We start from the raw sequence: 12398 nt of genomic DNA on the forward strand, positions 1-12398 counted from the left end.
GGCGAGCGGGTGGGTTCCTGCGGACGGGCGAAAAAGCGGTCACTGCGCGGTGCAATCGGGTGAATACTGCAGGTAAGAAGGGTGACAAGTGGCTGCACGGCGTAGTCGCTGATCTCCCTGCTCCGTTCCGGTGACCCGACTCGGACGGGGTGGCAGCAAAATTCTTGACGGATTAAGCACCGGATCGTGTCAAGGTTTTGGCCCCTGCGTCCGATAGGGGAGGTGGAACGTCACTCGCCTGCAGGAAAGGAGTTCCCGTGACGACGGTCCTGATCTGCGATGACCGACGTAGCGTCCGGGAAGGGCTCACTCGTGTGATGTCTGCCGTCCCCGGAGTGAGCCGGATCGATTGCGTCGCGCACGGCGACGAGCTGCTTGCCCGCTTCTCGCGGCAGGCCGTGGACGTGGTGCTGGTCGGCACGCAACGCGCGGTGCCGAACGGCGTCGAGGCCACCCGGCGGCTCGTGTCGGCGCACCCCCAAGCGAACGTGATCGTCTTCGGTGCTCCGGACGACGCAGCCAGCATCGCTGCCGCCATCGCCGGCGGTGCCCGCGGTTACCTCCGCTGGGACGCCTCGCGGCCGGAACTGGTCGCGGCGCTGGCGCACACGCTGGCGAGCACCTCGGTGCCCGCTCCCCGGCAGCCGTCCGACCCCGGTGTGCAGCTGACCGAGCGCGAGCTCCAGGTGCTGCGCGGCATGAGCCAGGGCAAGAGCAACGGCCAGATCGGCCGGGAGCTCTACCTCTCCGAGGACACGGTCAAGACCCACGCCCGCCGGCTGTTCCGCAAGCTCGGCGTGCGCGACCGCGCGCAGGCCGTCGCGCACGGCTTCCGCCGCGGCCTCGTCGCTTGACCGTGCGGTCCGAGCGCATCGGCGGGTCGGCTGCGCAGGCCGCCGGTGCACGACGGGGAAGTGGGTCCTGCACGAGCTGACGTTACGGGGTCGGGTGTGGCTCGCGTCACCGCCGGGGCGGCCGGAACGGCGCCCCGGCGGGCGGGATGGCGCGAGCCGCGGCCCCGTCGGGAGCCGGGGCGAACGCCCCGAAGCGGACCCACGAGACGAACCGGAGGTGCGCCCCGGAGCGTCCCCGGTCCCCGCGCGGCGCCCCCGGCCCCGGCACACCCGCCTGCCCGTGCGGGATCTCGATGACCAGGCAGAACGCCGTCCCGTGCGTCGTCTGGTAGATGTGGATGCGTGACCACCCCCGTCCCTGATCCCGAGTCCCTGTTCAACGAGCGCTCAACGGCCGGTACGGTGAGCTCGGCGCGGCGTGCGGTGCACGCGATGTCCGCCGGGCAAATCCGAGTCGCTTGAACGCGTAACACCAGGGCTGCTGTCTGCGATGACCAACGTGGGGGACGGGCTGGACGCTCTTGTAAGCGCCGCCGTCGACGGCGATCGTCAGTCGATCGAGCGCTTGCTGGCCGAAATCCGTCCTTTGGTGGTGCGGTACTGCCGCGCCAGAGTCGGACGAAACGAGAGGTCGTTCGCGTCAGCGGACGACGTGGCCCAAGAGGTGTGCCTCGCGGTGCTGACCGCGTTGCCCTCCTACAAGGACCAGGGTCGTCCGTTCCTGGCGTTCGTGTACGGCATCGCCGCGCACAAGGTGGCTGATGCGCACCGAGCGTTGGCCCGCAACCGTTCTGAACCGGTGGCGGACGTTCCGGACACCCCGGAGTCCGAAGCCGGTCCAGAGCAGCGGGCGATGCAAGGTGAGCTCTCGGGCAGGATGGCGCAACTGCTTCGCGTCCTCCCGGCCAAGCAGCGGGAGATCCTGCTGCTCCGGGTGGTCGTCGGGTTGTCGGCGGAGGAAACCGCCGAAGCGGTCGGTTCGACACCGGGCGCGGTACGCGTGGCGCAGCACCGCGCGTTGGCCCGGCTGCGGAAGACGCTGTCCGCGGAGGAGGTGGTCTGAGTGGCTGAGCGGAGAGGGCCCGAGGGGGAGTCGGCAGGACGCGACCCGGTCGAGTCCAGCCAGCACGACGACCGTTCGATCCGGGCTGACGAGCGGGACCTGGCTCCCGCCGACGTGCCCGCGGACGAGGGAACGGAACTGAGCGACAACCAGCGGAACCCCGACTCGGCCGAGGCCGGGACCACCCCGAGCGACGCCGGAGACGACGGCGCCGCGGTGCTCGCCTTCCGGCAGCGGTCGGAGGGCCAGGACAGCGCAGGCGACTCCGGCGAGCTGGTCGACCACGACGACGTGGACGAGCCGATCGACCTGGCCGCCCTGCAGGACGACGACGAGCTGCTGGACGCGCTCGGCGGGACCAACCCCGACGTGGCGGTCCCCGCGGCCGGCGAACGTCCCAGCCTGGAGGCGCTGCTGGTGGCCTGGCGGCGCGACGTCGACTCCTCGCCGATCGGCGAGCTCGTCGACGTGGAGACCGCGGCCTCCGCGATCGCGGCGGGCACGCGCCCGCGCCGGTGGGTCAAGCGGCGGCACCTGGTGCCGGTCGCGACCGCCGCTGCCGTGCTGATGATCGGGTTCACCGGCGTCGGCGTGGCGGCCCGCGACGCGCAGCCCGGCGACATGCTGTGGGGCGTCGCGCAGGTCCTCTACTCCGACCACACCCGCGCCGTGCAGGCCGCGAGCTCGGCGCGCGAAGACCTCAACACCGCGGAGAGCGCGATAGAGCGCGGCAACCGGACCGAGGCCGAGGCCGCGCTGCAGGCGGCCCAGCAGCAGATGCGCGTCGTGGACGACGAGCACGGGTTGTCGGACCTGCAGGCCGCGCACGCGTCGCTGACCAAGCGGATCGACCGGGGCACCGGCCAGCCGAGCAGCGACCAGTCGACCCCGCTGACCACGCCGCCGACCTCGACGCCGTCGCCGTCGCAGCCGCCGGAGCTGCCGGACCCGACGGACAGCTCGTCGATCCCGCCGACCTCGTCGACCCCGACGGAGACGACCACCTCGCCCAGCGAGACCAGCGGGAGCTCGGAGAACCCGTCGAGCGGTTGGGGCGGGCTGTTCCCGCACGACAGCAGCAGCACCAGCCACCCGTGACCGTCTGACCGGACCCACCCCGTGCGCGGCGTCAAGCCGTGACGGCGGGGTGGGTCCGCGCGTTCGGGCCCGGGGACGCGCGGCTCCCCCAGGCGGGACGACCGGTGGTCAGTGGCTGGTCTCGCTCTCCGTGACCCCGTCGGCGTAGCCGCGGCAGTACTCCCACGTCACGTACTCACTGGGGTTCGGGTCGAAGGCGGGCTCGTGCGGGCGCATCCGCCCGTCGTGCAGCAGCTGCTCCAAGCTGGCCCGCAGCAGCTCCCAGTCGTGGTAGTGGCACTCACCGCAGTCGGTGCAGTCCACCACGATGCCGCGGATGCCGCGGGGCTCCAGCAGCGCCTGGTAGACCGCGAGGTCGGTCAGGTCCGCGAGCAGTTCGGCGCGTTCCTCGTCACCGAGCGGCAGGTCGTCGTCGGTGTCGTGATCACCGAGTGCCATGCTCGGGTCTTCCGGGTCGCCCGCGAACGGGTCTGGGGGCATCGGATCGTGCGGCACGGCCCGCACGGTACCGGCTGTGTCCACCTCGTGGGGCTGTCGGGGCGGTGTGTCCTCCGAGCCGCCCGCCGCGCGGGGTGGCCTGGCGCACGCCTGCGAGGACGCGCCAGCGGGCCGCTGACCTGTGTTCTCTATCATCGGGGGAATCCCCGAAGCCGACGTCGCGTTGCCCGACGTAGCCGTTGACGACGCGATCGCCGACACCGATTCCAGCCGCATCCTCCGGTTGTGGACCGTAGCGTGAAGGAAGGCACATCCCTCGCCATGACCAGCGAACTCTCCGCTCCTGGCCTCCCCTCGAAGTTCGCGACTCTGGGTCTGACCTTCGATGACGTGCTCCTGCTGCCTGATGAGTCCGACGTCATCCCCAGCGGAGTCGACACGTCCACGCAGCTCTCCCGCAACGTCCGGCTGCGCATCCCGCTGGTGTCGGCCGCGATGGACACCGTGACCGAAGCGCGGATGGCGATCGCGATGGCCCGCCAGGGCGGGGTCGGGATCCTGCAGCGCAACCTCTCGGTGGAGGAGCAGGCCTCCCAGGTCGAGGTGGTCAAGCGCTCCGAGGCGGGCATGGTCACCGACCCGGTCACCTGCTCGCCCGACGACACGCTCGCCGACGTCGACGCGCTGTGCGCCCGCTTCCGGATCTCCGGCGTCCCGGTGACCGACCCCGACGGCACGCTCGTCGGCATCATCACCAACCGCGACATGCGGTTCGAGGTCGACTACACGCGCCGCGTGCGCGAGGTCATGACCGCCGCGCCGCTGGTGACCGCGCAGGTCGGCGTCACCGCGGAGGCCGCGCTCGGGCTGCTGCGCCGGAACAAGATCGAGAAGCTGCCGATCGTGGACGGCGCGGGCAAGCTCCGCGGCCTCATCACCGTCAAGGACTTCGTCAAGACCGAGCAGTACCCGGACGCCACCAAGGACCCGGACGGCCGGCTGCTGTGCGGCGCCGCGGTGGGCGTCGGCGCGGACTCGCACGAGCGCGCGATGGCGCTGGTGGACGCGGGCGTCGACGTGCTCATCGTGGACACCGCGCACGGGCACTCCCGCGCGGTGCTGGAGACCGTCAGCACGCTGAAGAAGGAACTCGGCAACTCGGTCGACGTGATCGGCGGCAACGTCGCCACCCGCGCGGGCGCGCAGGCGCTGATCGACGCCGGTGCGGACGCGGTGAAGGTCGGCGTCGGACCGGGCTCGATCTGCACCACCCGCGTGGTCGCCGGCGTCGGGGTGCCGCAGATCAGCGCGATCTACGAGGCGAGCATGGCCTGCCGCCCGGCCGGGGTGCCGATCATCGGTGACGGCGGCATCCAGTACTCCGGCGACATCGGCAAGGCGATCGCCGCCGGGGCCAGCTCGGTGATGCTGGGCAGCCTGCTGGCGGGCACCGCCGAGGCGCCGGGCGAGCTGGTGCTGGTCAACGGCAAGCAGTTCAAGGTCTACCGCGGCATGGGCTCGCTGGGCGCGATGCAGTCCCGCGGCCAGGGCAAGTCCTACTCGAAGGACCGCTACTTCCAGGACGACGTGCTCTCCGAGGACAAGCTGGTGCCGGAGGGCATCGAGGGCCGGGTGCCGTTCCGCGGCCCGCTGTCGCAGGTCGTCGCGCAGCTGGTCGGCGGGCTCCGCTCGGGCATGGGCTACACCGGCTCGTCCACGATCCCGGAGCTGCAGGAGGCGCGGCTGGTGCGGATCACCGCGGCCGGCCTCAAGGAGAGCCACCCGCACGACATCACGATGACCGTCGAGGCGCCGAACTACTCCGGCCGCTGACGCCACCGACCCGGCCGCCGCGTCCCCCGGGCGCGGCGGCCGCGTCGTGCCCGGGGTGGTCGCCCGGTCACGGAGCGCGCAAGGCCCCCGCTGCGCGTCACACGGATGCCGCAGAGAGAATGTCGTGTTGGACATCGGGGCCCCGAGGAGGTACTGACGGTGCGCGATCAGGTGGAGATCGGCATGGGCCGCACAGCGATGCGCGGCTACGACTTGGACGACGTGGCGATCGTGCCCTCCCGGCGCACCCGCTCCTCGAAGGACGTGTCGCTGGCGTGGCAGATCGACGCGTACCGCTTCGACATCCCGCTGGTCACGCACCCCACCGACGCGGTCGTCTCGCCCGCGACGGCGGTGCGCATCGGTGAGCTCGGCGGTCTCGGCGTGCTCAACGCCGAGGGGCTGTGGGCGCGGCACGAGGACGTCGAGCAGAAGCTGTTCGACGTGGTGCGGGCCGCGGAGGAGGAGAGCGACCCGGACGCGGCGATCCGCCTGCTGCAGGACCTGCACGCCGCGCCGATCCGGCACGACCTGCTCACCGACGCGCTGAAGCAGATCAAGGACTCCGGTGTCACCGTGGCCGCGCGGGTCAGCCCGCAGCACGCCGAGGAGCTCACCCCGGACCTGCTCGCGGCCGGCGTCGAGGTGCTGTTCGTGCAGGGCACGATCATCTCCGCCGAGCACGTGGCCCGGGACGGCGAGCCGCTGAACCTCAAGCGCTTCATCGCCGACCTCGACGTCCCCGTGGTCGCCGGCGGGGTCGGCGACTACCGCACCGCGATGCACCTGATGCGCACCGGTGCGGCCGGGGTGATCGTCGGCTTCGGCCGGTCCCGCGCCGCGACGACCACCCAGGTGCTGGGCATCGGGGTGCCGATGGCCACGGCGATCGCCGACGCCGCTGCCGCGCGCCGCGACTACCTGGACGAGACCGGCGGCCGGTACGTGCACGTGATCGCCGACGGGGCGCTGACCTACTCCGGCGACATCGCCAAGGCGATCGCCTGCGGCGCGGACGCGGTGATGCTCGGCGAGGCGCTGACCGAGGCGACGGAGTCCCCGGGCCAGGGCTACTACTGGACCGCGGCGGCCGCGCACCCGAGCCTGCCGCGCAGCGAGATCGTCGGCTTCGCCGGGTCGGAGGCGGACCTGGAGACGGTGCTGTTCGGTCCGAGCAGCGACCCGTACGGCACGCTGAACCTCTTCGGCGGCCTCCGCCGCGCGATGGCCAAGACGGGCTACCGGGACCTCAAGGAGTTCCAGAAGGTCGGCCTGACCCTGCGTGGCTGACCGGCCGGGAGCTCCCCGGCGGTGCCGGGGCGAGGCCGGGCCGAGGTGAAGGGCGGTTCACCGCGGCGCACGCGGCCCTCGGTTGCCCGGGTCCCGGCCCCCTCCGCGGCTGCGGTCGGTGAGTCCGGACCTGGTGCCGTGCGGGGGATCTTGTGCGGTCAAGGTCTGGCTACTGGCGAGTAGTTGCGTCTAGTCTGTCGCGCATGGCAGGACGTGACGGGGCGCACCAGGGTGACACCGACTTCGACGTGGTCGTGATCGGGTCCGGGTTCGGCGGCAGCGTGGCCGCACTGCGGCTGACCGAGAAGGGCTACCGCGTGGCGGTGCTCGAAGCCGGCCGCCGGTTCACCGACGACGAGTTGCCGAAGACGTCGTGGGACCTGCGCAAGTTCCTGTGGGCACCGCAGCTCGGCTGCTACGGCGTGCAGCGGATCCACATGCTGCGCAACGTGCTGATCCTCGCCGGGGCGGGCGTCGGCGGCGGGTCGCTGAACTACGCCAACACCCTCTACCGGCCGCTCAAGCCGTTCTACCGGGACCCCCAGTGGGCGCACATCACCGACTGGGAGGCCGAGCTCGCCCCGTACTACGACCAGGCGACTCGGATGCTCGGCGTGGTGGAGAACCCGACCACCACGCCGTCGGACGTGGTGATGAAGGAGGTCGCGAAGCAGATGGGCGTCGCGGACACCTTCCACACCACCCCGGTCGGCGTCTACTTCGGCACCGCGGGCAAGACCGACCCCGACCCGTACTTCGGCGGCGCCGGGCCCGCCCGCACCGGGTGCACCGAGTGCGGCGCCTGCATGACGGGCTGCCGCGTCGGGGCGAAGAACACGCTGGTGAAGAACTACCTGTACCTGGCCGAGGCGGGTGGCGCGCAGGTGTTCCCGCTGACCACGGTCAACCGCCTGGCGCAGGGCGCCGACGGCCGCTGGCGCATCGGCACGGTGCGCACCGGGGCGAAGTGGAACCGCCGGCCGCGCGTGTTCCGCGCCGACCACGTGGTGCTGGCCGCCGGCACCTGGGGCACGCAGAACCTGCTGCACCGCAGCAAGGCGCGCGGCGACCTGCCGCGGCTGTCCGACCGGCTCGGGTACCTGACCCGCACCAACTCCGAGGCGATCATCGGCGCGCAGATGCCGAAGGTCGACCCCGAGCGGGACTTCTCCACCGGGGTCGCGATCACCTCGTCGTTCCACCCCGACGAGGACACCCACATCGAACCGGTGCGCTACACCAAGGGCGCCAACGCGATGGGGCTGCTGCAGACCCTGCCCACCAAGGGCGGGACCTCCGAGTCGCGGATCCGGCAGTGGTTCCGCTACCTGCGCAAGCACCCGCTGCAGACGCTGCGCATGCTCTCGGTGAAGAACTGGAGCGAGCGCACGGTGATCCTGCTGGTGATGCAGAGCCTCGACAACTCGCTCACCACCAAGCTCCGCAAGCGCTTCGGACGCGCCCGGCTGACCTCCGAGCAGGGGCACGGCGCGCCGAACCCGACCTACATCCCGGCCGGGGAGCAGGCCAACGAGCTGGTCGCCGAGCAGATCGGCGGGATCGCGGGCGGCACCTGGGGCGAGCTGTTCGACATCCCGATGACCGCGCACTTCCTGGGTGGCTGCGCGATCGGCGAGGACGCCGAGCACGGCGTGATCGACCCGTACCACCGGGCCTACGGCTACCCGACGATGTCCATCGTGGACGGTTCGGCGGTGAGCGCGAACCTCGGCGTGAACCCGTCGCTGACGATCACCGCGCAGGCGGAGCGGGCGTTCGCGATGTGGCCGAACAAGGGCGAGGCCGACCCGCGGCCCGACCAGCGCGAGGGCTACCGCCAGGTGGCCCCGGTGGAGCCCAAGGCCCCGATGGTCCCGGCCACCGCCCCGGCGGCCCTGCGCCTGCCCCTCGTCTGACGAGGTGAACGGGCCCCTCCCGCCGACCGGGTCGGTGGGAGGGGCCCGGCGCTCCCGGCCGCGCTGGTGCCGCCGGCGGCCGTGGTGTCGGCGGCCGGTTCGTGCCCGGTCGGCGGCGGAGGGGCGGCCGGTGGGGGCGCTGCGGCTGTGGCACCGGTTACCTGGGACAATCGGTCCCAGCTCACCGGTTCAGCTAGGAGGTCGCGGCCGACGTGTCCGGTTCCGCAAGCAACAGCCGCCAGGGGCCCGTGCTCGTTGTCGACTACGGCGCCCAGTACGCGCAGCTCATCGCGCGTCGGGTCCGCGAGGCGCAGGTCTACTCCGAGGTCGTCCCGCACGACACGCCGGTCGAGGAGATCAAGCGCCGCGACCCCGCCGCCGTGGTGCTCTCCGGCGGCCCCTCCAGCGTCTACGCCGAGGGCGCCCCGCAGGTCGACCCGGCGCTGTTCGACGCGGGCATCCCGGTGTTCGGCATCTGCTACGGCTTCCAGGCGATGACCTCGGCGCTCGGCGGCACGGTGGAGCACACCGGCACCCGCGAGTACGGCCGCACCGAGCTGGCGGTCAGCGGTGCGGGCGGCACGCTGCACGCCGACCTGCCCGGGCACCACCCGGTGTGGATGAGCCACGGCGACTCGGTGAGCAAGGCGCCGGAGGGCTTCACCGTCACCGCGTCGACCAAGGACACCCCGGTCGCGGCGTTCGAGGACGTGGAGCGGCGGCTCGCCGGCGTGCAGTACCACCCCGAGGTGGTGCACTCGCCGCACGGCCAGGAGGTGCTGCGGCGGTTCCTGCACGACATCGCCGGGGTGCGCCCGCAGTGGACCACCTCCTCCATCGTCGACGACACCGTGGCCGCGATCCGGGAGCAGATCGGCGACCGGCGCGCGATCTGCGGGCTGTCCGGCGGCGTGGACTCCGCGGTGGCCGCGGCCCTGGTGCAGCGCGCCATCGGCGACCGGCTGACCTGCGTGTTCGTCGACCACGGCCTGCTGCGCGCCGGCGAGCGCGCGCAGGTGGAGCGCGACTTCGTCGCGGCGACCGGCGTCCGGCTGGTCACCATCGACGCGGTGGACCGGTTCCTCGACGCGCTGGCCGGCGTGACCGACCCCGAGCAGAAGCGCAAGATCATCGGCCGGGAGTTCATCCGCGTCTTCGAGCAGGCCGCCCGCGACCTGCAGACCGAGGCCGGCGAGGCCGGTGAGCAGATCGACTTCCTGGTGCAGGGCACCCTCTACCCGGACGTGGTGGAGTCCGGCGGCGGCTCCGGCGCGGCGAACATCAAGAGCCACCACAACGTCGGCGGGCTGCCCGAGGACCTGCAGTTCGAGCTGGTCGAGCCGCTGCGCGCGCTGTTCAAGGACGAGGTGCGCCGGGTCGGCCTGGAGCTGGGCCTGCCGGAGACGATCGTGCACCGGCAGCCGTTCCCCGGCCCGGGCCTGGGCATCCGCATCATCGGTGAGGTCACCGCGGACCGGCTGGAGACGCTGCGCGCGGCGGACGCGATCGCCCGCGAGGAGCTGACCGCGGCGGGCCTGGACCGCGACATCTGGCAGTGCCCGGTGGTGCTGCTGGCCGACGTCCGCTCGGTCGGCGTCCAGGGCGACGGCCGCACCTACGGCCACCCGGTGGTCTTGCGGCCGGTCTCCAGCGAGGACGCGATGACCGCGGACTGGACCCGCCTGCCCTACGAGGTCCTGGAGCGCATCTCCACCCGCATCACCAACGAGGTGGCCGAGGTCAACCGGGTGACCCTGGACGTGACGTCCAAGCCCCCGGGGACCATCGAGTGGGAGTGACCCGCTGAGGACCCCGCTCAGACGCGGGCGGGTTCCTCGGCGCGCTCGCCGGCGCGGTCCCGCTGTCCGGTGGCGCTGCCGGAGTCACCGGCGTTCCTGGTGACCCGGCGCGGCGAGCAGGCGCAGGCCAGGGCGCGGGCGCTGCTGCGCCCGCGTCGAGGTTGACCCGGGCACCGTCCTGGTGAACCCGGGGCAGGCGGCGCAGGACGTGCCGCGGCGGCGCCGCGGGCTGTGCTCCGCGGTCAGCGCGAGCAGCGCGGGCGTGGCGCCACCCATGCCCAGGCCGATCAGGAACCCGCAGCGCGACGACCTGCTCCGGGGTCTGCGCCACGCTGCCCCGCGCGGAGAACCCGCCGGACAGGCCCAGCGCGACCAGCACCGTGCGGCGGCGGCCCCAGCGGTCGCTCAGCGCCCCCAGGAGCATCGCGCCGAGGCACCTCCCGATGGTGCTGGCGGTGATCACCCACGCCATGTCGCCCGGGCTCAGCCCGAACTCGTCGGCGATCGAGGGGCCGATGCAGGCGATCGACCGCGTGTCGAAGCCGTCCAGGAGCGCCACCGCGAAGCACAGCGCGACCACGTCCCACCGGCGCGCCCCCATCGGAGCCAGGTCCACCGCGTCACCCACGCCGCACCGCACCGCGACGCCACCTCCACTCCCGCTCGACCGGAGCACGACGCTGCCCCAGGTCGGGGGAGAAGTGAAGTACCGAACCGGTGCGGATCTGCCGGTCCACCCATGAACGCAGGTCGCGGGCGGTGGCGGCTGGTTCCTCGAACGGCACCCGGGTGCCGTCGCGGTGAAGGGCACCTTCCGCCGACCTCGGGTTCTAGCGGTGGTTGCAACGCCTGATTTGTTCAGGGGTTGCGGTGTTCGAGATCCGTCAGGACAGGTCGCCTCAGGGGCGTAAGAAGTTGCTTACTGAGCGCGAGGTCTATTTTGATCTTGTGGCGCGGGGTGTGGGCACGGTTGAGGCATGCCGGATCGTGGGGGTCAGCCGCACGACCGGGTATCGGTGGCGATTCGGCCGACGGGCGGGGCGTGGGACCACGTGTTCTTGCGCCCCGCCGTCACCTCCGGCTCGTGCCCGGCCCGAGGTGTCGTCCCGGTTTTTGTCTCAGGACGAGCGGCTGGTGATCGCTGACCTGCGTCGGGCCGGCCTGGGTGTGCGGGCCATCGCAGGCGAGCTGGGGCGTGATCCTGGCACGATCAGCCGGGAGCTGCGGCGCAACAGTCATCCCGGTAGCGGTGACTACCGGCCCTATGCCGCTCAGGCTCGCGCCGAGGCGCGCCGCGCCCGGCCGAAGACCGGCAAGATCGCCGCCCATCCCGAATTGCGTGAACGGGTGCAGGGCATGCTCGACGACCGGTACAGCCCGGAGCAGATCAGCCATCGGCTGCGCCGGGACCATCCCGACCGCCCGGAGCTGCACGTGACCCACGAGACGATCTACCAGGCCCTTTATGTCCAAGGTCGCGGCGGACTGCGTCGTGAACTGGCCCGGGCGCTGCGCACCGGCCGTACGGTGCGCCGACCCCGCCGGACCACCGAGCAACGCCAGTCCCGCTTCACCGCACCGATGCTGATGATCAGCGACCGCCCGGCCGAGGTCGCGGACCGGGCCGTGCCCGGCCACTGGGAAGGTGACCTGATCCTCGGTGCCGGCGGGGCATCCGCGATCGGCACACTGGTCGAGCGCACCACCCGCTACGTGCTGCTGGTCCACCTGCCAGAACGACACGACGCCGAAACCGTCCGCGACGGCCTCATCACCACCATCCAGACACTGCCCACCCACCTGAAACGGTCCCTGACCTGGGACCAAGGCGCTGAGATGAGCCGCCACCACGAGTTCACCCTCGCCACCAACATCCCGGTCTACTTCTGCGACCCTCACTCGCCCTGGCAACGCGGCAGCAACGAAAACACCAACGGCCTGCTCCGCCAGTACTTCCCCAAAGGCAGCGACCTCTCTGTCCACACCCCCGACGACCTCGCCGCCGTCGCCGCCCAACTCAACCGCCGACCACGCAAAACGCTCGGCTGGGACACCCCAGCCGAGCGCCTGACTAAACTCCTGACCCAAACCAATTGATCAACCGCGT

At 72.0% G+C, this 12398-nt stretch carries 10 protein-coding genes and 1 pseudogene; 8 read left to right on the plus strand and 3 right to left on the minus strand.

Annotated elements, in window-relative coordinates; all coding sequences use genetic code 11:
* The first annotated feature begins 257 nt into the window (after positions 1–257).
* From HNR68_RS06290 to HNR68_RS06300, 3 genes are all read left to right on the plus strand, one after another.
* Positions 258–854, plus strand: coding sequence for a response regulator transcription factor (locus HNR68_RS06290; RefSeq protein ID WP_029536209.1), 597 nt, complete (start codon positions 258–260; stop codon positions 852–854).
* Positions 855–1344: 490 nt separating this feature from the next.
* A complete protein-coding gene (locus HNR68_RS06295; protein ID WP_093155087.1) occupies positions 1345–1917 on the plus strand; it encodes a sigma-70 family RNA polymerase sigma factor in 573 nt (190 codons plus the stop codon).
* Entirely contained in the window at positions 1918–3015 is a 1098-nt protein-coding gene (locus tag HNR68_RS06300) for an anti-sigma-D factor RsdA (RefSeq protein ID WP_179718555.1), read from the plus strand. It begins immediately after the preceding gene.
* Between the two features lie 108 nt (positions 3016–3123).
* Here the strand turns inward: HNR68_RS06300 and HNR68_RS06305 are convergent, their stop codons facing one another.
* Positions 3124–3495 carry a DUF5319 domain-containing protein gene (locus HNR68_RS06305; RefSeq protein WP_179724701.1) on the minus strand — a complete coding sequence of 124 codons (372 nt, stop codon included), beginning with the start codon at positions 3493–3495 and terminating at the stop codon, positions 3124–3126.
* A gap of 279 nt (positions 3496–3774) precedes the next feature.
* Between HNR68_RS06305 and guaB the strand changes: the two genes are divergently transcribed.
* From guaB to guaA, 4 genes are all read left to right on the plus strand, one after another.
* Positions 3775–5286 (plus strand): IMP dehydrogenase, encoded by a 1512-nt coding sequence (gene guaB / locus HNR68_RS06310; protein WP_179718557.1) that lies wholly within the window; start codon positions 3775–3777, stop codon positions 5284–5286.
* A 159-nt stretch (positions 5287–5445) separates the two neighbouring features.
* Positions 5446–6576: a GuaB3 family IMP dehydrogenase-related protein gene (locus tag HNR68_RS06315; RefSeq protein ID WP_179718559.1), complete on the plus strand. Its 1131-nt coding sequence runs from the start codon at positions 5446–5448 to the stop codon at positions 6574–6576.
* 203 nt (positions 6577–6779) lie between these two features.
* The gene (locus HNR68_RS06320) at positions 6780–8492 is read left to right on the plus strand and encodes a GMC family oxidoreductase N-terminal domain-containing protein (RefSeq protein WP_179718561.1); all 1713 of its coding nucleotides are present in this window, start codon (positions 6780–6782) and stop codon (positions 8490–8492) included.
* 212 nt (positions 8493–8704) lie between these two features.
* Positions 8705–10291, plus strand: a complete 1587-nt coding sequence (gene guaA / locus HNR68_RS06325; protein WP_179718564.1) for a glutamine-hydrolyzing GMP synthase — start codon at positions 8705–8707, stop codon at positions 10289–10291.
* An 84-nt stretch (positions 10292–10375) separates the two neighbouring features.
* Here guaA and HNR68_RS26660 read toward each other — a convergent pair whose 3' ends face one another.
* Positions 10376–10567 carry a hypothetical protein gene (locus HNR68_RS26660; protein ID WP_246330401.1) on the minus strand — a complete coding sequence of 64 codons (192 nt, stop codon included), beginning with the start codon at positions 10565–10567 and terminating at the stop codon, positions 10376–10378.
* Positions 10568–10595: 28 nt separating this feature from the next.
* Positions 10596–10892: pseudogene (locus tag HNR68_RS27570) on the minus strand (MFS transporter); the annotation flags it as partial.
* Positions 10893–11161: 269 nt separating this feature from the next.
* Between HNR68_RS27570 and HNR68_RS06335 the strand changes: the two are divergent.
* Positions 11162–12388: an IS30 family transposase gene (locus tag HNR68_RS06335; RefSeq protein WP_425502853.1), complete on the plus strand. Its 1227-nt coding sequence runs from the start codon at positions 11162–11164 to the stop codon at positions 12386–12388.
* The last annotated feature ends 10 nt before the right edge of the window (positions 12389–12398 follow it).

It is taken from the genome of Saccharopolyspora hordei, assembly GCF_013410345.1.
GTDB lineage: Bacteria > Actinomycetota > Actinomycetes > Mycobacteriales > Pseudonocardiaceae > Saccharopolyspora > Saccharopolyspora hordei.

Bases quoted from the DNA above. Each gene is read 5' to 3' on its own strand.
- HNR68_RS06305 (WP_179724701.1), bottom strand. From the start codon at position 3,495: ATGCCCCCAGACCCGTTCGCGGGCGACCCGGAAGACCCGAGCATGGCA.
- guaB (WP_179718557.1), top strand. From the start codon at position 3,775: ATGACCAGCGAACTCTCCGCTCCTGGCCTCCCCTCGAAGTTCGCGACT.
- HNR68_RS26660 (WP_246330401.1), bottom strand. From the start codon at position 10,567: ATGGGTGGCGCCACGCCCGCGCTGCTCGCGCTGACCGCGGAGCACAGC.
- HNR68_RS06320 (WP_179718561.1), top strand. From the start codon at position 6,780: ATGGCAGGACGTGACGGGGCGCACCAGGGTGACACCGACTTCGACGTG.
- HNR68_RS06295 (WP_093155087.1), top strand. From the start codon at position 1,345: ATGACCAACGTGGGGGACGGGCTGGACGCTCTTGTAAGCGCCGCCGTC.